This window comes from Streptomyces sp. NPDC012508 (genome assembly GCF_042902595.1).
GTDB lineage: Bacteria > Actinomycetota > Actinomycetes > Streptomycetales > Streptomycetaceae > Streptomyces.
Genome location: NZ_JBIBEO010000002.1, coordinates 740,320 through 760,428, shown reverse-complemented (window position 1 = coordinate 760,428; position 20,109 = coordinate 740,320). Strand labels below are relative to the sequence as shown.

Below are 20,109 nucleotides of genomic sequence, written 5' to 3'. Positions count from 1 at the left end.
GTCAATAAGTGCCTGAGTGCCATTCAGGGCATGGGGTGTACGCTGTGTGTCGTGATTCCGAGTCCTGAACTGACCCTGGCCGAGCGCAAACGGCTCCTCGTCGCCAACGAGTTGACCGAGGCCGCCCTGCAACTCCTCGCCCTGAAGGGGTTCGACGCGGTCACCGTCGACGAGATCGTGGCCGCCGCCGGCGTGTCCAAGCGGACGTTCTTCCGCTACTTCGCGTCCAAGGAGGACGTCGTCGTCCAGTTCCTGGCCGACATGGGGGCGGGCATCCGTGCCGAACTTGCCGCGCGCCCCGCCGGCGAACCGCCGTCGGTCGCCCTCCGTCACGCGATGCGGGTGCCCGTCGACGCCTGCACCGACCACCCCGACCACACCGAACGGGCACTGCGCGTCGTGCGGCTGATCCTGCGTACCCCCGCCCTGCACGCCCGTTTCCTGGAGCGGCGGCTGCGCTGGAGCGACGACCTGGCGGCGGAGCTGACACACCGTCTGAAGCTCGACCCCGCCGATCTGTACCCGCGACTCGCCGCCGGAATGGCGCTCACCGCCTTCGACGCCACCCTCGACCGTTGGAGCGCCGAAGACGGCACCGACGACCCCGCAGAGCTGATCGAGCGGGCCTTCGCCCTCCTCGCCCCGGCCTTGGACGGCCCTCCGCGCCCGGCGCCACTACCCGCGGCCACCCCGAGCTGAACACGACTGGTCTGCGTGCCGGCCGGCTGCGGGGCCGTCGGCCCCGTCCCTGACGAGCGCCGCGACCTGATCGGTGACCAGATCGAGCAGCGCCGCCGAGTCCTCGTCGTGGCCCACCACGAGGAGGTTCAGGGTCAGGCCGTCGGTGACCGCCGCGAGGTAGCGCGCCAGCACCGGCACGGGGACCAGGAGTTCGAGCACCATGCTCGCGTCGAGCTCCTCGATGAGTTCCTGGTAGATCTCGGCGTACCGCTCGTGCTGGCGGCGGGCCAGCGGCTCGAACCCCGGGGTGCGCAGCGCGTGCTGGGTGAGCTCGTAGGTCAGCATGTGCTCGCCCGGATGGGCGCGGACATGCTCCCAGTACGCCTCGAAGCCGGCCCGGATGGTCTCCCTGAACGTCTCGCGCGGCCGCAGCGCCTTCTTCACCGTGCCGACGTAGTGGTCGGTGATCGCCATGATCACGGACTCCAGCAGGGCCTGCTTGGAGTCGAAGCAGTAGTGGAAGACGCTCAGCGACACGCCCGCCTCCGCCGCGATGGACCGGGTCGTCGTATGCGGCACGCCGTCCCGGGTCATGGCGCGGATGGCCGCCTCGGTCAACTGCCGGCGCCGTTCCGCGAGCGGCATACGGGACATGCGGTGGTTCCTTTCTGGTACGGCGTCCGGAGTCGCCAGGGCCCCGGGATACGGCCCCGGGATGCCCGGGATACGGCCCGGGATACGGCTTCGGACGAGGCGACGAGGCGTGCAGCCCCCGTCGCCCCGCCCGGGCCGGCGGTCAGCCGCTGTAGACGCCCACCTCGCGGAGCGAGTACCCCCAGTCGGTGCCGCGCTGCTGACCGAGGATCCGGACGTACCGCGCGGTCGTCCCGGAGAACGTGACCGTGTCCAGTCCGCCGTCACCGCTCGTGGTCGACCAGGCGGTGCGCCAGGCGGCTCCGTCGTCGGAGACCTCGACACGGTACGCCTTGCCGTACGCCCGCTCCCAGTCGAGCGTGACCTTCTTGACCAACTGCGGCTTCCCGAGGTCGATACGGAGCCACTGCCCGTCCTTCCACTCGCTCGCCCAGCGGGTCCCCAGGTCGCCGTCGACGGCCCGGCTCGCCGCGAACGTGGTGAAGGGGTTCCACCACTCCGTGGTGGACGCCGACGCCGGCGCCCCCGAGGCGAGGTTCACCCCGGCCCGGTGCCGCTCGGAGGCGCCCCAGGTGTCGAGGTAGGACTCGGCGCCCCGGAACAGGTCGTTCACCACGTCCTGGCCGCCGACCACCCGGATGTCCTCGATCCAGTCCGGCACCATGCCGTTGTGCGCGGCGCCGTCGGTGTTGAGGTCCCAGGTGCGCCGGCCGGTGGTCTGCCGGTCGATGACGGAGCCGCCGTCGGTGCTGCGGAACGGGTACTTCACCGGGTTGGGCGTGTCCGCGCCGCGCGGGCCCGGCCAGCCGCCGACCCCGTTCATGTCGGTGCCGTAGCCGTACCCCACGCCGTACTTGTCGCGCAGCGCCTCGGTCCGCTCGGCCTCCGCGATGAAGCCCTCGGAGCCGTTCATGTACTGGGCGATGAACCCGCCGAGCCCGTAGACCCGCTCGGTCCAGTTCAGGTCCATCCAGCTGTGCGAGGAGATGACGCCCGGGTACGCCGCGGACTCCATGATGTCCAGCGCCCGGCCCGTGGCCTTGACGCTCATGTGGTCGATCTCGAGCATCATCTTGCGCTGCATCATGCCGCGTACCGCGTACTCGCCGAGTTCTGTGAGACCCCGGGTGTTGCACTGTGCGTCGGCCGCGTATCCGGGGACCGACACGCCCGCCGGAAGCTGCTTCTCCGCCTGGGGCGCCGCGGCGAGCCCGATCGGGTTGTCGTGCTGCGGACCGGTGCACTTCTCGGTCTTCCAGAAGGTGCCGGTCGACAGGAACTGGCCGACGTTGATCGCGGTCCCCAGCGCGCCCCCGTCGAACCGCACCCCGCACAGGGCGTTGTCGAACTTGTGGCAGAGGAACATGCTGCGCACGCCCAGCTGGTGGAGCTCGTCGAGTCCGCGGTCGATGTCGGCCCGGCTGCACTGGGCGACGTCCAGGATCTGCTTGCAGCCGAAGGGCTCGGAGGTCTCCACACCGAGCACGACCGCGAGCTTGCCCTGCTGGATGACGTCGCGGGCCTGCTCGGAGTCGGTGACGATGCGGAACCAGCCCTTGCCCGGGCCGCCGAACATCTTGTCGATGTAGTCCTGCATCTCGTACGTCTTGCGGGCCTGCAGACGGATCGAGGTCATCTCGTCGCAGCCGCGGTCCTTGAAGAAGTAGACCGAGCAGATGACTCCGTTGGTGACCAGGTCGTTGACGAGCACGCGCTGACCGCCGCGCCAGGCCCGCTCCACCCAGGCGTAGTAGTTCTGCTGGTGGGTGAGCGAGTCGTGGGCGGGCCAGTCCTTGAACGTCGGCCAGCCGTCCGGGTCGTGCTTGCCGTCGCCGCCCTTGGTGATGAAGTCGAAGACCGCGAGCGAACCGTCCGGGTAGTGCTCGGGGCAGTCCTTGAGCGCGTCGGCCACGCCCTGCTCCGAGAACGTCTTGCCGCAGATGAGGCGTCCGCCGAAGGCCTCGTTGGACATCAGGTGGTTGTGCGCGTCGACGAACCCGCGCACCTCGCCCCGCTCGTCGGTGCCCTTGAACGGTGCGCCCTGGACGTTGATCTGGGAATCGGGGGCGGGGCGGGCGACGGGGTCCCACCAGGAGCTGTCGGCGGCGGAACCGGGGGCGGGCCCGAGCAGCATGGCCACCGTGGCGAGCAGCAGCGACAGCACGGCCAGCGGCCCGCGCCTGCCGGACGTACGGCTGTGCGTGGGGGGTCTCATGGACATCACTCACGTCTCGGGTCGGGGAATTGTCATGTTCCGTGCGAAAGGCGTGGTGAAGGATCCCGACTCCTGGTAGTGGAGTCAAGAGTCCGGGACAGATGACCTGATGTGGAACGCCGACGTCTCAAATCAGCCACGCGGGCGGCTTTTTGATCTTCCGTCAGGATCCCGACGCCCTCACCCTGGAACTGCGCCCTCCACGTATCGCTCGAAAGGACTCCCTGTGAGCCGGCCGAACACCCCGATCGTTCTCGACCCCACCGGGGCCGACCGCCACGCCGAACACCGGCTGCTGCGCGCCCACGGAGCCGCCGCGCTCGTGGACGTCCTCGGCGTACAGGCGTGGTCGATCAGCGACCCGGTCCTGCTCAGAAGGCTCCTGACCGGCCCGGACGTCTCCAAGGACGGCCGCCGTCACTGGCCGGCGTACGACGAGGCCGTACGCGACTGGCCGCTCGCCCTCTGGGTCGCGGTGACCAACATGTTCACCGCCTACGGCGCCGACCACGCCCGCCTCCGCCGTCTGGTCGCCCCCGCGTTCAGCGCCCGACGGGTCGCCGCCCTGCGCCCCGTCGTCGAGGCCCTCGTGACCGAGCTCCTCGACGACCTGGCGGCCGAGCCGCACGGCGACGTCGTCGACCTGCGCGAACGGCTCGCGTACCCGCTGCCCATCGCCCTCATCGGCCACATGATGGGCGTCCCCGAAGCCCGCCGCGCCGGCTTCCGCGCGCTCGTGGACGGCGTCTTCGACACCACGCTCACCGCCGAGGAGGCCACGGCCAACGCCGTACGCCTCTACGGGCTGCTCGACGACCTCATCGCCGCCAAACGGGCCGCACCGGGCGACGACATGACCTCGCTCCTCATCGCCACGCACGACGAGGAAGGCTCCACCCTGGCCGAGGCAGAACTGCGCGACACCCTCCTCCTGGTGATCAGCGCCGGGTACGAGACGACGGTCAACGTCATCGACCAGGCGGTCACCTCCCTGCTCACCCACCCGGACCAGCTCGCCCACGTCCGCGCCGGCCGGTCCGGCTGGCACGACGTGGTGGAGGAGACCCTCCGCCTCGAACCGGCCGTCAAGCACCTCCCGCTCCGCTACGCGGTCACGGACATCCCGCTCCCCGACGGCCGGACCATCGCCCAGGGCGACGCCATCCTCGCCTCGTACGCGGCGGCCAACCGCCATCCCGACTGGCACGGTCCGACGGCCGACACCTTCGACGTCACCCGCCCCACCAAGGATCACCTCACCTTCGGCCACGGCATCCACTTCTGCCTGGGTGCCCCCCTGGCCCGCCTCGAGGTGGCCACGGCACTGGAGCACCTCTTCACCCGCTTCCCCCACCTCACGCTCGCCGTCGAACCCGCCGAGCTGCGCCCCCTGCCCTCCCTGATCAGCAACGGCCACCAGTCCCTGCCCGTCCGCCTCCACCCGAAGTAGCACCGGCCGCCGTTACCGAGTGGACGTGCGGGAGCCGTAAATGAGTTGACCGGCTCCGGTGCGTCCGGGCAGGCTCCGCCACGACTGGACGACCACATGGCCGAGGCTGCCCGACGCGCTGGACGCGCGGGGCGACGACCCGGCGGATCGGAGACCGAGGGATGACGTCCCACCTCCACGCCCTCTGTTTCGACGCGGACGACCCGCAGCGGCTCTCCCGGTTCTGGGCCGAGTTCCTCGGCTGGGAGAGCAGTGACGACCCGGACGGCGGCATCGTCCTGGTGCCGAGCGACGACACGGGATTCCTGATCCGGTTCCTCCCGGCCCTGGAGCCGAAGACGACCCAGAACCTCCTGCACTTCGACCTGACGAGCACGTCCGAGGACGACCAGCGGAAGACCGTGTCGAAGGCGCTCGAACTGGGCGCCCGCCACATCGACATCGGTCAGAGCCCCGACGACGGGCACGTGGTCCTCGCCGACCCCGAAGGCAACGAGTTCTGCGTCATCGAGCCGGGCAACTCCTTCCTCGCCGAATGCGGCTTCATCGGAGCGCTCGCGTGCGACGGTTCGCAGGCGGTCGGGTACTTCTGGAGCCGGGCGCTGGGCTGGCCGCTGGTGTGGGACCAGGACCAGGAGACCGCGATCCGCTCGCCCCGCGGCGGGCCGAAGGTCACCTGGGGCGGCCCGCCCCACATGCCGATGACCGGGAGGGCCCGCCTGCGCTTCGACCTCGCCCCACCCGCCGACGGCGATCAGCACGCCGAGGTCGAACGTCTCCTCTCGCTCGGAGCCACGCGCCGCGGCCCCGCCACCGTCACGGGCGACGCCGCCCCTGTGCTGCTCGCGGACCCCGACGGCCAGGAGTTCCGCGTCCTGCCTCCCCGCTGAGGCCGGTTCACCGCCCGGGGCGCGGAGGCCGTGCCGTACGAACCCCGGCCGCCGGGGCGCACGCACCCTCCGGTCCCCGCCCGTCCCCGTCGTGCACCGTCGGTGCGCATGTGGCGCGCACCCCGCCACCTGGGATGAAATGCCCAGGACGGAAGCACGACAGCACGGAGGAAGGACGATCGTGGCACGTGGGGGAAAGAAGTCGCTGCTCTGGGCCGCGACGGCGGTGGCGGTGGCGCTGGCCGCCCTGGGGCTCTACTGGTTCCAGCCCTGGAAGCTGTGGCAGGACGAGACGGTCGACGAAGCCCTCCCGACGGCGGCGCCCGGGACCACCGCCTCGCCCGGGGCCTCGGACGCGAACCCGTCCGCAGGGCCGCAGACGGTCGCGCAGGGCGACCTGATCAGCCACGAGCACAAGACCACCGGCACGGCGAAGCTCATCCGCCTCGCCGACGGCAGTCTGACCCTGCGTCTGGAGGACCTGAACACCAGCAACGGCCCGGACCTGCGGGTGTGGCTGACCGACGCCCCGGTCAAGGAGGGCGTGGCCGGCTGGCGGGTCTTCGACGACGGCGCGTACGTCAGCCTGGGCAAGCTGAAGGGCAACAAGGGGGACCAGAACTACCCGCTCCCGCCCGGCACCGACGTGTCCGCCCTCACGAGCGTCACGATCTGGTGCGACCGCTTCGACGTCTCGTTCGGTGCGGCCGGTCTGAAGGTGTGAGGTGCCGGGGCTGGGGCTGGGGGCCTGCGCGTCGGCACGGGCCCCCAGGCGCCGCCCTAGGACGCCGGGGCCGCCGCGGCGCGCGCGATCCGGTCGAGGGTCGTGCGCATTCCGTGGCGGTTGACCGCGATCCGGCGCTCGGGGTTCGTGCCGGCGAAGACGGTCCCGAGGATCTCCGCGAGGCGCGAACCGCGGCCGGTACGCAGGTCCTGCCAGGTCTCCGTCACGCGTGTACCGGCCCCCTCCGCGGCGAAGTGGTAGCCCCAGCGGGCCATCGGCAACCCGAAGACGCCGACGTCGAACGTGAACTCCTCGCCCTCGCGCGCCGCCGAGACCCGCCCGGTCGTGAACCAGACGAACGGCCCACGCCGGTTGAAGCCCACGAACCGGCTGCCGGTGCCCACGGGAGGCCGCGGCACCCAGACCCCCCGGCACTCGGGACTCCACCGGCCCATGTCGCGAAGGTTCGCCACCAGCCGGTACACGACCTCCGGCGCGGCGTCCACCACGACGGACTCCTCAAGACTCCACTGGCGCCCCATCGACGACCTCCCTGTCGCTCCGTCGGACTTACCGGCGGGTAGGGTAGCGGACCCGGTGCTCGGGGCGCCGAGTCCGAGCAGGACGCCGAGGTGCTGTGCCCAGTGGACCGCCAGGGGCGCGGCGAGACCGCGGAGCTCGAGGCCGCCGGGGAACTTCCGCTGCGGCTGCGCATCGCGCCCTGGTGCCAGCCCGGCATCGACGACGAGGGGCTGCGGGCACTGATCGAGCAGCAGGGCACCGGTGGGGAGCTGTGGCGGGTCGCCGGGGTGAAGCTGTTCATGGACGGCACGATCGACAACGGCACGGCCTGGCTCGAACGCCCGTATTGCCACGGCGAGTCGACGCACGCCTTCTGGCCGGACCCCGAGGTTTACACGCGGATCGTGGGCGAGCTGCACCGCGCCGGCGTGCCGACAGCCACGCATGCGATCGGTGACGCCGCCGTACGGCATGTGCTCGACGCCGTCGAGAAGGCCCAGGCCGGCGGGGCCAGCGGGATCCGGCACCGGATCGAGCACATCGAGAGCGTGCCCGACGACACGCCGGCCCGGTTCGCGGAGCTCGGTGTCGTGGCGTCCATGCAGCCCACCCACTGCTGCGACTTCACCCGCGCCGACCACACCGACAACTGGTCCCGCCGGCTGGGCGAGGAACGCGCCTCGCGCGCGTGGCGGTGCCGCGACCTGTGGGACTCGGGCGCCACGGTCGTGCTCGGCTCCGACTGGCCGATCGCCCCGTTCCCGCCGCTGGGCGTGATGGCGGGAGCCCGCCACCGCCGCCCCACGCGCGACCTCACCCAGCCCCCGCACGGCCCCGAGCAGGCGCTGACGGCCCTGGAGGCGTTGCAAGGGATGACGACGGGCCCCGCCTTCGCGGCGGGCGAGGAGCATCGGGCGGGCCGACTGGCCGTCGGCCACCGCGCAGACCTGACCGTCCTCGCGGACAACCCCCTCACCGTAGCGGCGACGGACCTGGCAGACCTCCCGGTCCTCCTCACGGTCCTGGACGGCCGCCCCACGCACTGGCACACGAACCTCTGAGCGTCACGGCAGGGCTTCGGTGGCGGCGGCTGCGGCCTGGGCGATGAGCTTGTTGTCGTAACGGGCGTCGGGGCTGTGCCGGTTGGACAGGACGGCCAGGACGATGGGGGCGCGGCCGGGCGGCCAGAGGACGGCGATGTCGTTACGGGCGCCGTAGGTGCTGCCGGATCCGGTCTTGTCGCCGACGGTCCAGTCCTTGGGCACGCCGGCTCGGATGAGGTCCGCCCCGGTGGTGTTGGTGCGCAGCCAGGTGGTCAGCCTGGCGCGTTCGGCGGGGCGGAGAGCGTCGCCGAGGACGAACGTACGCAGGTCCTGCGCGAGGGCCCGGGGGGTACTGGTGTCGCGCGTGGCGCCGGGCGCCCACTCGTTGAGCCCGGGCTCGCGCCGTTCCATGCGGGTGACGCCGTCGCCCAGCTCCGCGAGCGTCGTCTGGAGGCCCTTGGGGCCGCCGATCCGGTCGAACAGCAGGTTGGCGGCGGTGTTGTCGCTGTACCGTACGGCGGCGTCGCACAGCTCGGCGAGGGTCATCCCGGTGGCGGTGTGCCGTTCGGTCACGGGGGAGTGGGGGACCAGGTCGTCCCGGGAGTACGTGACCACCCGGTTCATGCCGTCGCCGGGGTGCTTGCGCAGCACGGCGCCTGCGGCCAGGGCCTTGAAGGTGGAGGCGTAGGGGAAGCGGGCGTCGCCGTTGTACGCGACCTCACGGCCACTTCCGGTGTCGAGGGCGTACACGCCCAGACGGGCGCCGTAGGTCCGCTCCAGCGCCTGGAACCGTGCTCGGGCCGCCTCCGCACCGCTCGGCGTGGAGGCCGACTCCCGTGGCGGTGGGGCGCTGTCGGCCGGGGGCCGGTCCTCGCCGCATCCGGTGAGCGGCACCAGCACGAGCGCGGCCAGTACGGCGAGGAGACGTTGCCGGGGGCGGTAGAGCCGCATGGGGGAGGCTTCCTGGTGTGGGTGCGTCGGTCGTCGGGCCGCGCGCGGGTCATCGGTCGTCGGTCGTCGGTCATCGGTCGTCGCGCCGCGCGCGGGTCATCGGTCGTCGGGCGTCGGGCGCGACGGACCGCACGGCGCAGAACTGGTTGTACGCACCACTCTGCCATCAGCCGCATCCCACGCGACGCCCCGCGTTTCCGGCGGCGTGTCTCACGGTGAAGTCCCGTTCCGGACCGCCCATATGGCCTGACAGCGCACGTACTCGCGGCGGTGTCAGTAGGACATGCGACGATCGCAAGCATGATCGTCTCGCTTGATGGCCTGTTGCCCACCGCAGGTACGCACGTCTCGACCACCTACGCCGACTGGGTTGCCGCACACGACCCGGACGCGGAGGCGATGGCGCGTGACCTCGTCCAGGACATGGGTTCGGAGCTCAACCGGTCCTGGACCAAGCCCGGTCGGTTCGTCGACACGATGGCGGCGCGGGCGCGGCGGTTGCCGCCGGCGCACCTGCCGTGGTTCTGGGACACCGTCGGTCATCGGCTGATCGGTTACGGGAGCCGGCCAGGTGCCCGTGCCTACGTGGCGGCGCGGGCGGCCGAGGCGCAGCACGGGCTCCCGGTGGATCCCGCCTACCGCCGGGCCAACGGGCTGCTGTTCGCCAAGGGCGGGGCGATGCCGGCCAAGGAGTTCGGGGCCCATCAGCGGTTCCTCACCGAGACGTTGGAGCCGGCCGACGCGCACGAGGCACTGGACGCCTTCCTGACGGCGTGGGCGAGCTCCGCGGCGGACCTGCCGGCGGATCTCGTGCGCCGGGTGCGGGCCTCCGCCAAGGCGGCCGGGCACGGGGACGAGGAGGTCGCGCGGCTGGTGGGCGCCATCCTGTCCGTCACCCGCAAGAAGTCGGTGCCTGACGCGTTGCTGACCGCCGCCGCCCCGGTCCTCCGGGCGCATCCGCCGACGGACACGGTCGCCGCCGGGCTCGTCGAGGTCTTTCCGGACGGCGCGACGGACGGCGGGGCGTGGCTGCGGATGCTGATCGCCTGCGGCGCGGCGGAGGCGATGGAGTCCGGGCGGGTCGTGCCGGAAGGCGGCCTGCCCTACTGGGTCGGCACCTTCGTGAACATGTACCAGTACGCTGCCCAGTCCGGCGGCGGGGTCGCCCGGCAGCCGCTGCCCGCGGAATTCCTCGACCTTGTGGTCCGGTTGGGGCCGCGACTCCGGGCCGCGGGCGAGGCGGTGACGCTGCACACCACCCGCCACTACTACACGGGCTTCGACGCGGACGTGCTGGACGCCTGTCTGGCGGCCGGGGTCACGGTCGTCGACCCGGGCCCGGAGACGCGGATGCGCTTCTGGGGCGACCGGTCCCGGCGGGACCTCGTCGCGCTCGCCGCCGATCCGGTGTTCGGCCCCCGGCTGGAGGGAACCGTCCACGGGAACCTGCTGCCCGACTGGTCCAACGCGCGCCGACGGCAGCCCGGCTCGGCGGTGACGCTGCTGCCCGGCAACGAGGGCATCGCCAACGAGGTGGCCGGGCGGGTCGGCAAGCTGGTCGACACGGTCGCGGGCGGTGGCATGGGCGGGGCCGAGGAGGCCGTGGCCGAGCTGGAGACCCTGCTGGACCGGCCGACAGTGGCAGCGCTCGATGGGATCGCCGACGCCCTCGCGGGCGCGTCGGGCGCGGGCGCGCTGCGGCGCTCGCTCGCGGCCGGCCTGCCGGAGGAACTGGCCTGGCCGGCCCTGGAGTCGGTGTACGCGGAGTTCGCGGCGCACGCCCGCGAGGGCGCGGTCCGCACGGACACAGGTGCGGACGCGGACGCGGACTCGGGCGCCGGCGCGGGCCGGGGCACGGGCGCCGGGGGTGAGGCGGCGGCGGACGGCGCGCTGCCGGGCGTTGCCGGGGTGACCTGCACCTGGCCCGTGCTGACGGTCTTCGGGAAGGACCGCGCGGTCGCCGTCGCCCCCGACGGCGTGCGGGGCTCCTGCGGTTTCTCGGTGCCGCGGGACGCGACCACGTTCGCCGTCCACTACGTGGGCGGGTCCTTCCTGGTGAGCTGGTCCCTCAAGGCGAACCCGTACTTCTGCGACACCGCCGTCTGGGCCGACCGTCCCGAGGAGCCGTTCACGCCGGGCCAGCTGAGTGGCCTAGTCCCCTTCGGCGGCAGCCTGGACGGGGCGTACGGCTTCCAGTTCGAGACCGCCGACGGCGGCGGGCGGCACGGCGGCAGCCGGGCGCTGCGTCCCGGCGACACGGAAGGCATCGACGGGGACGAACTGCAACTCGGCGACGGCTCCCGCATCTGGACCAACGCCGTCTTCGGCAGGAGGCCCTGGGACGTGGTCGACCCCGTCACCGGGGAGCGGCAGGGCGCGACCGAGCTCCCCGACTTCCCGGGCCGCGCCCCGAACGCAGATCCGGCCGCGGAGCCGTCCGAGGCGGGCATGTCCCTGGCCCGAGAGGCCCTGCAACTGGCACCGCTGCCCGCCGGTCTGACCGACTCGCCGCTCGGCAGCCGGGACGGACTCGTCGGGACCCGGGTCCTCTTCCGCACCCGGTACCGCAACAACGCGCCCGACCACTACCTGGTGGAGAGCGTTGACGGGCGCACGGCCCGGTTCGACATCGACCGGCAGGGACAGAAGCCGTGGGGCCTGTGGGCGCCGCCGGAGGCCGCGGCGCAGGACGTGGTCCTCGCCGAGGCGGAGACCCGGACGGGAGTTCGCGCGTACACCGCCGACGGCTCCCTGCTGTGGGAGCTGGCCGGGCACCGTTCGCCCAGTCACCCGCGGGCCAAGCCGATCAGGAAGGTCACCGTGTCGGGAGGCGTGGCCCTGCCACCGGCCTTCTGGTACCTGCTCCGTACCCGCGACGCGGCCGGCTCCCGGGCGCTGCGGACCGTGGGACCGCAGACGGCGGACGCACTGCTCGCGGCCGCCCTCGACGGCACGGAGGCGCTGCGCGCGGCCGTGGCCCGGGAGCTGCCGGACATCAACGATCCGGTGCTGGCCGACGCCGTCGTCGCGGTGGCCGAACGGGCCGCGCGCGTGGAGGAACGGCGACGCGCCCTGCACCACCGCGTCACCTTGCTCGCCGAGGCGCCGCCCGCCCTGCCGCGCCTGTCCGCGCCCGACACCGAGCTGATGCCCGCCCTGTTCGAGCTGGTCTCGGACGGCGAGCACGATTCGTGGCGGCGGACGCGGGACGCGGCCCTGCCGGCGACGCTGACCGCGCTCGCCGCCGACGGAGCCTGTCTGGAAGGGACGATCGGGGAAGAGGTGCGGCGGCTCTCGCCGCCGGCGCCGCCGCACGACTGGTCACAACTGCTCGGCGCGATCGACGCCGTGGCATGGCGGGCGGCCGTGGCGCCCACGCCGGACGTCGAGCGGGCCGCTCTGCTGGCGCTCCTGGACACCTGGGCCGACCAGCCGTTCGCCCGCGCGGGCAGCCGGTGGTGGGTCGGTCGCGTGGACGGCACCGGAGTCCTGGACGGCCTGCGCGGAAGCGGCGTTCCGGTGGCGTCCGCGGCGCCGCGGCGCGGAGGTTCGGGCCGCTGGTTCGTCGCACCCGCGTCCGGGGACGGTGACGGCGATCCGGTACCGGCGGCGGTTCCGGAGGCACGACTCGTACGGGTGGAGCGCGACGACGTCACCCGGCTTCGGGCCCTGGTGGCGGCCGTCGAGGCGAACGGACCCGTCCCGGTGCCTGAGGCGGCGGCCGCGCGTTTCGCCGAACTGACGGGCGTACGACGGGCCGTGGCCCGGCTTGTGGTGGCCGGCCTGGTCGGCCACCACGACCGGGACGAGGGCCGTGCGCTGGCGCGCAAGGCCCCTTACAAGGCGACCCCGAAGACGGCCGAGGCGTACGAACAGCTGCGCACGCGCCTCGGGGGCGACGGCCGGCGCGCCGTTCTGGCCGCCGCTCTCCCCGAGGACCCGGCGGAGCTCTGGCGGCCGGGTGGCGCCGAGTCGGCCGCGGAGCGGATGGCGGAGGTGTGGCGGGAGCGGCTCGGGGTCCTGCCCGCCGTCCACGACGAGGCGGCCGACGCCCTGGAGGCCGACCTGGGCCTCGCCGAGGTGTGGGCCAGGCGCCTGGCCGGCGGCTACGAGGCGGCCGAGGATGCGACGGTGGAGGCGGCCGGCTGGGAGCTGGCGGCGACCCCGTACGGCATCGGGGTGGAGGTCCAGCCCGTGCCCCCGGAGGGTCCCGAGCTGCCGTACGGAACGCCCGTGGGCCTCGCGCTCGGCCAGATCGCGAGCGCGCTGGTGTGGGCGTTGACGGACCGGCCGGTCGGCGACCCGGCGGTGGCCGGCGCCGCGGCCCTGTACGAGCGGCTGCGGGCCGAGTTGGAGCGTCCGGAACTCCTGCTCGAGCTGCGCGGCGGACGGGTCCAGGACACTTCGGCGCGGATCGCCGAGCGCTTCGGGCCCGAGCGGCTCCCGGTGGGGAGGGGCCGCCGCAAGGAGGAAGGCCCGGTTCCGGTGACCGCGTACGACTCCGGGGCGCTGGTGGTGTGCGCGCCCGGCGGTGGCTGCTTCCTCCGGCCCGCGGCGTGCGCCGACCCCGAGGTCTGGGGCCGGGTCCGGGAGGTCACGGACCTGACCGAGGAACTGGACCGGGTGGCACCGCTGCTGGTCGGCGGCGGGCTGGAGCGGATGATGCACCGCGCCCGGTCGGGGGCGGTGCCGGCCGGCGCGTACGAGGCGGATCCGCGGCACTCCTGCCCGGAGCTGGTCACGGAGGCGGCAGGGAAGCTCGGCGTGGGCCGGGACGCGGCGGCGCTGTACCTCCAGCTGGCGACGCTGGCCACACCCACCGACCGCAACGTGCGGAGGTGGAACGGCTGGTCGACCAAGCGCCACGCGGAGGTACGCGCGGAGCTGGTCGCCACCGGCGCCGTGGTGGAGGCCAAACGGGCACGGGCGGGCCGGACGGTGTTTCTGCCGGGCGAATGGACCGAGCTGAAGGCCCCTCACCTGCCGCTGGAAACGGTCAAACTGGCGACGCACGAGGTCCGCCTTCTGTGGGGCAATACGATCCACGCCCCCTTCGGCCGAATCCTCCCACCGTCCCCGCTGCACGAGATGTTCGCGGCAGCCTGGGACCGCCACTAGAGCCCGCCCCTCACCAGGCCGGCGCGGCCCGGACGCCCACCGCGTCCGGTGGCCGCGCCGCCTCCACGCACCCGGCGGCGGAGCCCAGGCTGCTGCTCTGGGTCCCGCCGCCGGCGGTGGCCGGTCCGGTCGGCCGTGCCGTCATGCCGCCGCGAGCGCCAGCGTCGGGGACAGCCGGGACGCCCGGACCGCCGGGTACAGCCCCGCGACCGTGCCGATCACCAGCGTCGCGGCGAAGCCGCCGCCGACCGCCCATGGCGGGACCACCCACGGCAGGCCGCCCGTGTACGCGTACACGCCCGTCGCCGCGCCGCCCAGGGCCACGCCCGCGAGGCCGCCGAGGCCGGACAGCATCAGGGACTCCGTGACGAACTGGATCCTGATCTGTCCCCGGGTCGCCCCCAACGAGCGCCGCAGGCCGATCTCGTGGCGGCGTTCGAGCACCGAGATGATCATGGTGTTCGCGACGCCGACCCCGCCCACCAGCAGCGCGATCCCGCCCAGGCCGAGGAGCAGCGACGAGAACGCCCCCTCGGTGGCCGCCTTGGCCTGAAGCGCCGAGGACGGATCGCCGACCTGGACGTTCTGCGGGTTCTGCGGGTCGATAGTCGGGGCCAGCAGCTTCTGGACGGACGGCACGGACGCGTCCGTGGACCGCTCGTACACCGCCGTCGGATGCCCGTCGAAGCCCAGCAGCTTCTGCGCACCCTCCCAGCCCACCAGCGCCGAGCGCTCGATCTCCGGCGCGAGGGGCAACGGGTCGAGGATGCCGACGACCGTGAAGTACCGGTCGTCGATCCAGACCAGCCGCCCCGGCTCGGTGATGCCGAGCCGCCCCGCGGCCACATGGCCGAGGACGACGGACGGATAGCGGCCGTTGGCGGCGTTCAGCCAGGTACCGGTGCCCATGCCGCCGCGCAGCACTTCGAACAGCCCCTCCGTGGTGGCCTTCACCGCGATGCCGCCCGTCTCGCCCTCGGGGATCTTCTCGGAGCGCCGGACGGAGTGGTCGAGTTCGCCTGTGGCGCCGACGTCCTCGACCCCCTCGATCCGCCCCACCATGCCGACCGCGTCCTTCGGCAGCTTGACCTCCTCACCGCTGAACATGCCCTGACCCGGCTTCGCCACCAGCATGTTCGTGCCCAGGGCGTCGAGCTGCCGGATCAACTGGGCCTGGCTCGACGCCGAGATGCCGACGACCGCGATCATCGTGGCGATCCCGATGGCGATTCCGAGCGCCGACAGCACCACCCGTACGGGACGGCTGCGCAATCCGGCGGACCCGACGTGGAGGACGTCACGCGGGGTCAGCCGTGCCGCCTTGAGCGGCCTGCGTGAACGGGGCATCAGACGCCGGCCTTTCCGAACGCGGTACCGGTTCCGGTCCCGGCGACGCCTGGCCCTGTGCCGGGCGGGTCGACCGGCTCCGCGCCGGACAGGTTCCCCAAGCCCGCGCCCCGCCCCTCGACGGCCGCGACTCCGGAGGCCGTCCCCGTCCCCGCCCCTCTCCCCGTCCCCGGCGCGCCGCCGCCGCCCGTGTCCGCCGTGACCCGCCCGTCGCGGATACGGACCTGCCGAGGCAGCCGTCCCGCGATCTCCGTGTCGTGCGTGATCACCGCGATCGTGGCGCCGTCCGCGTTGAGCTCGTGCAGCAGGTCCATCACCGCCTCGCCGGACGCCGTGTCCAGCGCGCCGGTCGGTTCGTCCGCGAGCAGCAGATCCGGCTCGCCGACGACCGCGCGGGCGATGGCCACGCGCTGCTTCTGCCCGCCGGACAGTTCGTGCGGCCGGTGCTTCATCCGGTCGGCCAGCCCCACGCGGGCCAGAGCGTCCGCGGCCATTGCCCGCCGCCGGGCCCGTGGGAGCCCGGAGTACAGCAACCCCTCGGCGACGTTCTCCAGCGCGCCCACCCCGGGCACCAGGTGGAACGCCTGGAACACGAACCCGATGTGGCGGGAGCGCAGCGCGGAGAGCCGCCGGTCGGTCAGCGAGGCCACGTCGTGGCCCGCGATCTCGACCGTTCCCGCGCTGGGCCGGTCCAGGGTGCCCACGATGTGCAGCAGGGTGGACTTGCCCGAGCCGGACGGGCCGACGATGCCGAGGAGTTCCCCCTCGCCGACGGTCAGATCGACCCCGTCGAGCGCGCGGACCCCGCCCGCGTACTCCTTGGTGACCCCGGAGAGACGTACGACCGTACTCACGGTGCTGACATCGGTCATGCGGACGGCACCCCGACCTTCATGCCCTCCCGCAGACCGCTGCCGCTGATCTCCACACGGCCCTGGCCGAACATGCCGAGCTCCACCTCGACATCCCGCGCCTTGCCGTTCTCGACGACCTGGATGCCGAAGCCGCCGCCGGGCAGGGCGAGCAGCGCGTTGACGGGGACCGTGAGGACGTCTTCGCGCGTCTCGCCGGTGAGTTCGACGGTGACGGGGGACTGGTCGACGCCTGTGACCTTCTCCGGCGCGTCGAAGGAGACCGTGACGTCGATCTTCGGCGTCCGGTCCTGGGGATCGTCACCCGCGGAGGCGGTCCTGCCGACCGACGACACCTTCCCCCGGGCCCGCGTCCCGTCCGGCAGCTGCACGACGACCCGCGTGCCGGCCTTCGCCAGACCGGAGTCCGCCACAGGGATCTTGAACCGTACGACCCGCTCGGAACCGGTCACCGTGAGCACCGGCCGACCGGGAGCGACCTGGTCGCCCAGTGAGCTGCCCGCCTCCTTGACGCGTACCGCGCTGCCGGCGAAGGCGATCGTGTCGGGGCCGATCGTGCCGGTCCGCTTCAGCTCGTGGGACTTCTGCCAGCGCTTCACCGCGTCGGCGGTCTTCGCCGAGAACTCCTCGTCGACCGTGAAGCCGACGTACCCCAGGGCGGCGAGGTTCTCCTCCAGCTGCCGGACGTCCTTGCCCTTGTCGCCGGTCTTCAGGGTCCGGTACATGGGCTCGGCCCCGTACATCAGGCGGACGGGCCGGCCGTCGACCTCGTACAGCCGCTCGTCCCTCTCGACGGTCGAGCCGCTCGGCGCGAGCCAGGTGAGGGTGCCGGCCGGGCCCGCGTTGATCTTCCGTTCGCCGAGGTGGCCGAGCGTGCCGTCCTGCTGGGAGCTGTCGCTGAGGTCGCCGCGGGTCAGCGGGACCGTCGAGGGCGGCAGCCCCGGGTCGGCGACGGCCTGCGGTCCGTCCCCCGCGTCCAGGGTGGTGACGGCAACCCCACCGCCCGCGACCGCCGCGATCGTGGCCAGGGCGGCCACCAGCCTGCGCCGCCCGCTCATCGCGACACGCTCTCGCACGCCTTGTTGGCCTTCTCGAACTTCTTCATCTCCGCGCCCTGCGGTACGGGCCGCGCCGCCGACATGCCGCCTTCGCCGAAGGTCGGGTCCGGCATGTCGAACCCGTTCTTCCGCATGCACTGGGCGTACTTGATCATCTTGTCCTTGTCGGCCTGGGTCAGCTCCTTGCCCATGCCGGCCCCGCCCTTGTCCCGGCAGGCCTTGAACGCCTTCTCCATCTTCTCCTTGGACATGCCGTCGCCGCCGATGGTCAGGCCGACGCCCTCCTCGCCCGGCTTGGGCTCGGGAACGTCGAGGCCCTGCTCGCGCAGACACTTCCGGTGCTCCAGGGCCTGGTCGGCCTTCTTGCCCTCGTCGCTCACGGTCTCGCTGCCGGCCTTCTTGCCGCCGTCGGCGGTGCAGGCGGTGGCGAGGAGGCAGAGAGAGGCGAGGGAGGCCGCGGCGGCCAGCTGGAGGGTCTCTCGGGTACGTCGAGTTGTCATGAGCCGGATCGTGCAGACAGGAGGTGTTTCGTTTCTCTCAGCGGATCGGTTAACAGAGACGAAAGGTCTCTTCCGATACACAGGGTGCATGCGTGTACTACTGGTGGAGGACGAGGCATTCCTCGCCGAGATGATCGCCGAGGGGCTGCGCCGGGACGCGCTCGCGGTCGACGTGGCCGGAGACGGCCTGGAGGCCCTGCGGAAGATGCAGTTCGGCGAGTACGACGTCGTCGTCCTCGACCGTGACCTGCCGGGGATGCACGGGGACGACGTGTGCCGCAGGGTCGTCGAGCAGCGTCTGACGACCCGGGTCCTGATGCTCACGGCGGCGGGAACCGTACGGGACCGGGTCGACGGCCTCGGGCTCGGCGCCGACGACTACCTGACCAAGCCCTTCGCGTACGACGAGCTGCTCGCCCGCGTCCTCGCCCTCGGCAGGCGTGCCCGGCCCGCGCTGCCGCCCGTCCTCGAACGCGCCGGGATCGTCCTGGACACCGCCCGCCGCCAGGCGAGCCGCGACGGCCGCCATCTGCAACTGTCCCGCAAGGAGTTCGCGGTCCTGGAGGCCCTGCTGCGCGCGGAGGGGGCCGTGGTCAGCGGCGAGGACCTGATCGAGCAGGTCTGGGAGGAGCACACCAGCTACCGCACGAACGCGGTACGGGTGACGCTCAGCAAACTCCGCGCGAAGCTGGGCGAGCCGCCGGCGGTGGAGACGGTACCGGGCGCGGGCTACCGGATCGCGTCGTGAACGCGGGACGCCGGAACCTGGGGCCGGGCCGGAATCCGGGGACCGGCCGGAATCGGGGGACCGGCCGGAATCGGGAGACCGTGGCCGGCGCGGGCGACGGCGGCGGCACCCCGCGGATCGTCGCGGCGGCTCGGCGTGTCGCGGGCGGCGAGCGGTCGCGGCTGACGGCACTGTACGGCGGGCTGCTGCTGCTGGCCGGCGCGCTGCTCACGGGAGTGGTGTACGTCCTGGTCAAGGAGGGCCTCTACGCGTCGATCAGCGTCGCGATGACGACCGCCGTCCCCGCGCAGCGTCTCGACGAGCTTCCGGCCACCCCGAACCCCACCGCCTCACCGCTGTGGCAGGAAGCCGTTCCCGCGAGCCCGGGCCCGTTGCCACCCGGTGTCAGCCGCGGGATGGCGATCACCCGGACGCTGAGCGACGCCGCCGAGAGCGCGGCCCTGGAGCGGCTGCTGACGGTCTCACTCGTCGTCCTCGCCGTGTACGCCGTCGTGTCCGTCGTCCTCGCCTGGTGGATGGCGGGCCGGGTCCTGCGGCCCGTTGCGGTGATCACCGACACGGCCCGCCGTCTGTCGGGGGAGAACCTGCACGAGAGGATCGCGCTGGAAGGACCGCCGGGGGAGCTCAAGCACCTCGCCGACACCTTCGACGACATGCTCGGTCGTATGGAACGGCTGGTGTCGGCGCAGCAGCGGTTCGCCGCGAACGCGGCCCACGAGCTGCGGACCGCACTGGCCGTGCAGCGGGCCGCGGCCGAGATCGGACTCGCCGGCGAGCCGGAGCCGCAGCGGGTCGCGCGGATCCGGGCGAAACTCATCGAGGTCGCCGACGACAGCGAACGGACCATCGACGGGCTGCTGCTGCTCGCGGCCTGCGACCAGGGACTACGGGAACGGCGGCCGGTGGCGGTGCACGAGGTCGCGAGGAAGACGGTGGATTCGCTGGCGGCCGAGGCGGAGGAGCGAGCCGTGAGTATCTCGGCCGACCTCCGGCCCCTGACGGTTCCGGGAGACACCGTGCTGCTGGACCGGCTGCTCCACAACCTGGTCGCGAACGCGGTACGCCACAACGTGCCGGGCGGCCGCGTACGGGTCCGTACGGGACCGGACGGCATCGAGGTCGGGAACACCGGCCCGGCGGTACCTCCCGACGTCGTCCCGTTGCTCTTCGAGCCCTTCCGCCGCCTGACCGAACGCACCCACGCCCCGGGCGAGGGCGCGGGCCTCGGCCTCTCGATCGTCGACTCCATCGCCCGCGCCCACGGCGCGACGGCGGAGGCCTCGGCCAACACGGAGGGCGGCGGCCTGACGGTCCGGGTGCGGTTCGCGCGGTGAAC

15 protein-coding genes and 1 pseudogene are annotated in these 20,109 nt (G+C 72.9%); 8 read left to right on the top strand and 8 right to left on the bottom strand.

From position 1 onward, the window contains the following. The first annotated feature begins 51 nt into the window (after positions 1 to 51). Positions 52 to 699: a TetR family transcriptional regulator gene (locus tag ACFY8U_RS09520; RefSeq protein WP_389567847.1), complete on the top strand. Its 648-nt coding sequence runs from the start codon at positions 52 to 54 to the stop codon at positions 697 to 699. Here ACFY8U_RS09520 and ACFY8U_RS09515 read toward each other — a convergent pair. Continuing rightward, a complete protein-coding gene (locus ACFY8U_RS09515; RefSeq protein WP_389567843.1) occupies positions 676 to 1,335 on the bottom strand; it encodes a TetR/AcrR family transcriptional regulator in 660 nt (219 codons plus the stop codon). The two genes, ACFY8U_RS09520 and ACFY8U_RS09515, sit on opposite strands and share 24 nt — an antisense overlap. Before the next feature lie 142 nt (positions 1,336 to 1,477). Further along, positions 1,478 to 3,556, bottom strand: coding sequence for a discoidin domain-containing protein (locus ACFY8U_RS09510; protein WP_389567840.1), 2,079 nt, complete (start codon positions 3,554 to 3,556; stop codon positions 1,478 to 1,480). Between the two features lie 220 nt (positions 3,557 to 3,776). Between ACFY8U_RS09510 and ACFY8U_RS09505 the strand changes: the two genes are divergently transcribed. The 3 genes from ACFY8U_RS09505 to ACFY8U_RS09495 all read left to right on the top strand — a co-directional run bounded on the left by ACFY8U_RS09505 (position 3,777) and on the right by ACFY8U_RS09495 (position 6,614). Further along, entirely contained in the window at positions 3,777 to 5,000 is a 1,224-nt protein-coding gene (locus ACFY8U_RS09505; RefSeq protein WP_389567837.1) for a cytochrome P450, read from the top strand. A 161-nt stretch (positions 5,001 to 5,161) separates the two neighbouring features. Next, complete coding sequence (locus tag ACFY8U_RS09500) at positions 5,162 to 5,890, top strand: VOC family protein (RefSeq protein WP_389567834.1); 729 nt, start codon at positions 5,162 to 5,164, stop codon at positions 5,888 to 5,890. Positions 5,891 to 6,071: 181 nt separating this feature from the next. Beyond that, positions 6,072 to 6,614, top strand: coding sequence for a DM13 domain-containing protein (locus ACFY8U_RS09495; protein ID WP_389567831.1), 543 nt, complete (start codon positions 6,072 to 6,074; stop codon positions 6,612 to 6,614). Between the two features lie 56 nt (positions 6,615 to 6,670). On the opposite strand, the gene ACFY8U_RS09490 is transcribed toward ACFY8U_RS09495, so the two are convergent. Further along, positions 6,671 to 7,156 carry an SRPBCC family protein gene (locus tag ACFY8U_RS09490; protein ID WP_389567828.1) on the bottom strand — a complete coding sequence of 162 codons (486 nt, stop codon included), beginning with the start codon at positions 7,154 to 7,156 and terminating at the stop codon, positions 6,671 to 6,673. A 132-nt stretch (positions 7,157 to 7,288) separates the two neighbouring features. Between ACFY8U_RS09490 and ACFY8U_RS09485 the strand changes: the two are divergent. Further along, a pseudogene (locus ACFY8U_RS09485) lies at positions 7,289 to 8,197 on the top strand (amidohydrolase); the annotation flags it as partial. A 3-nt stretch (positions 8,198 to 8,200) separates the two neighbouring features. Here ACFY8U_RS09485 and bla read toward each other — a convergent pair. Beyond that, entirely contained in the window at positions 8,201 to 9,130 is a 930-nt protein-coding gene (gene bla / locus ACFY8U_RS09480) for a class A beta-lactamase (RefSeq protein ID WP_389567825.1), read from the bottom strand. A gap of 300 nt (positions 9,131 to 9,430) precedes the next feature. Here bla and ACFY8U_RS09475 point away from each other — a divergent pair, with 300 nt between their 5' ends. Further along, complete coding sequence (locus tag ACFY8U_RS09475; RefSeq protein WP_389567822.1) at positions 9,431 to 14,248, top strand: hypothetical protein; 4,818 nt, start codon at positions 9,431 to 9,433, stop codon at positions 14,246 to 14,248. 141 nt (positions 14,249 to 14,389) lie between these two features. Here ACFY8U_RS09475 and ACFY8U_RS09470 read toward each other — a convergent pair whose 3' ends face one another. The 4 genes from ACFY8U_RS09470 to ACFY8U_RS09455 are packed head-to-tail and all read right to left on the bottom strand — an operon-like array spanning position 14,390 to position 18,025. Continuing rightward, positions 14,390 to 15,595: an ABC transporter permease gene (locus tag ACFY8U_RS09470; RefSeq protein WP_389567819.1), complete on the bottom strand. Its 1,206-nt coding sequence runs from the start codon at positions 15,593 to 15,595 to the stop codon at positions 14,390 to 14,392. After that, positions 15,595 to 16,467: an ABC transporter ATP-binding protein gene (locus tag ACFY8U_RS09465; protein WP_389567816.1), complete on the bottom strand. Its 873-nt coding sequence runs from the start codon at positions 16,465 to 16,467 to the stop codon at positions 15,595 to 15,597. The genes ACFY8U_RS09470 and ACFY8U_RS09465 overlap by 1 nt, the downstream gene beginning before the upstream one ends. Beyond that, positions 16,464 to 17,525 (bottom strand): peptidoglycan-binding protein, encoded by a 1,062-nt coding sequence (locus tag ACFY8U_RS09460; protein ID WP_389568308.1) that lies wholly within the window; start codon positions 17,523 to 17,525, stop codon positions 16,464 to 16,466. The genes ACFY8U_RS09465 and ACFY8U_RS09460 overlap by 4 nt, the downstream gene beginning before the upstream one ends. Continuing rightward, the gene (locus ACFY8U_RS09455) at positions 17,522 to 18,025 is read right to left on the bottom strand and encodes a hypothetical protein (RefSeq protein WP_389567813.1); all 504 of its coding nucleotides are present in this window, start codon (positions 18,023 to 18,025) and stop codon (positions 17,522 to 17,524) included. The genes ACFY8U_RS09460 and ACFY8U_RS09455 overlap by 4 nt, the downstream gene beginning before the upstream one ends. A gap of 88 nt (positions 18,026 to 18,113) precedes the next feature. On the opposite strand from ACFY8U_RS09455, the gene ACFY8U_RS09450 reads away from it, so the two are divergent. Both ACFY8U_RS09450 and ACFY8U_RS09445 read left to right on the top strand, forming a co-directional pair. Continuing rightward, positions 18,114 to 18,773 carry a response regulator transcription factor gene (locus tag ACFY8U_RS09450; RefSeq protein ID WP_361602645.1) on the top strand — a complete coding sequence of 220 codons (660 nt, stop codon included), beginning with the start codon at positions 18,114 to 18,116 and terminating at the stop codon, positions 18,771 to 18,773. Positions 18,774 to 18,889: 116 nt separating this feature from the next. Beyond that, a complete protein-coding gene (locus tag ACFY8U_RS09445) occupies positions 18,890 to 20,107 on the top strand; it encodes a sensor histidine kinase (RefSeq protein WP_389568305.1) in 1,218 nt (405 codons plus the stop codon). Positions 20,108 to 20,109 lie beyond the last annotated feature (2 nt).

Coding starts and splice junctions, on each gene's coding strand:
- ACFY8U_RS09465 (WP_389567816.1), bottom strand. CDS start 16,467: ATGACCGATGTCAGCACCGTGAGTACGGTCGTACGTCTCTCCGGGGTC.
- ACFY8U_RS09500 (WP_389567834.1), top strand. CDS start 5,162: ATGACGTCCCACCTCCACGCCCTCTGTTTCGACGCGGACGACCCGCAG.
- ACFY8U_RS09460 (WP_389568308.1), bottom strand. CDS start 17,525: ATGAGCGGGCGGCGCAGGCTGGTGGCCGCCCTGGCCACGATCGCGGCG.
- ACFY8U_RS09510 (WP_389567840.1), bottom strand. CDS start 3,556: ATGTCCATGAGACCCCCCACGCACAGCCGTACGTCCGGCAGGCGCGGG.
- ACFY8U_RS09470 (WP_389567819.1), bottom strand. CDS start 15,595: ATGCCCCGTTCACGCAGGCCGCTCAAGGCGGCACGGCTGACCCCGCGT.
- ACFY8U_RS09450 (WP_361602645.1), top strand. CDS start 18,114: ATGCGTGTACTACTGGTGGAGGACGAGGCATTCCTCGCCGAGATGATC.
- ACFY8U_RS09455 (WP_389567813.1), bottom strand. CDS start 18,025: ATGACAACTCGACGTACCCGAGAGACCCTCCAGCTGGCCGCCGCGGCC.
- ACFY8U_RS09475 (WP_389567822.1), top strand. CDS start 9,431: ATGATCGTCTCGCTTGATGGCCTGTTGCCCACCGCAGGTACGCACGTC.
- bla (WP_389567825.1), bottom strand. CDS start 9,130: ATGCGGCTCTACCGCCCCCGGCAACGTCTCCTCGCCGTACTGGCCGCG.
- ACFY8U_RS09515 (WP_389567843.1), bottom strand. CDS start 1,335: ATGTCCCGTATGCCGCTCGCGGAACGGCGCCGGCAGTTGACCGAGGCG.
- ACFY8U_RS09490 (WP_389567828.1), bottom strand. CDS start 7,156: ATGGGGCGCCAGTGGAGTCTTGAGGAGTCCGTCGTGGTGGACGCCGCG.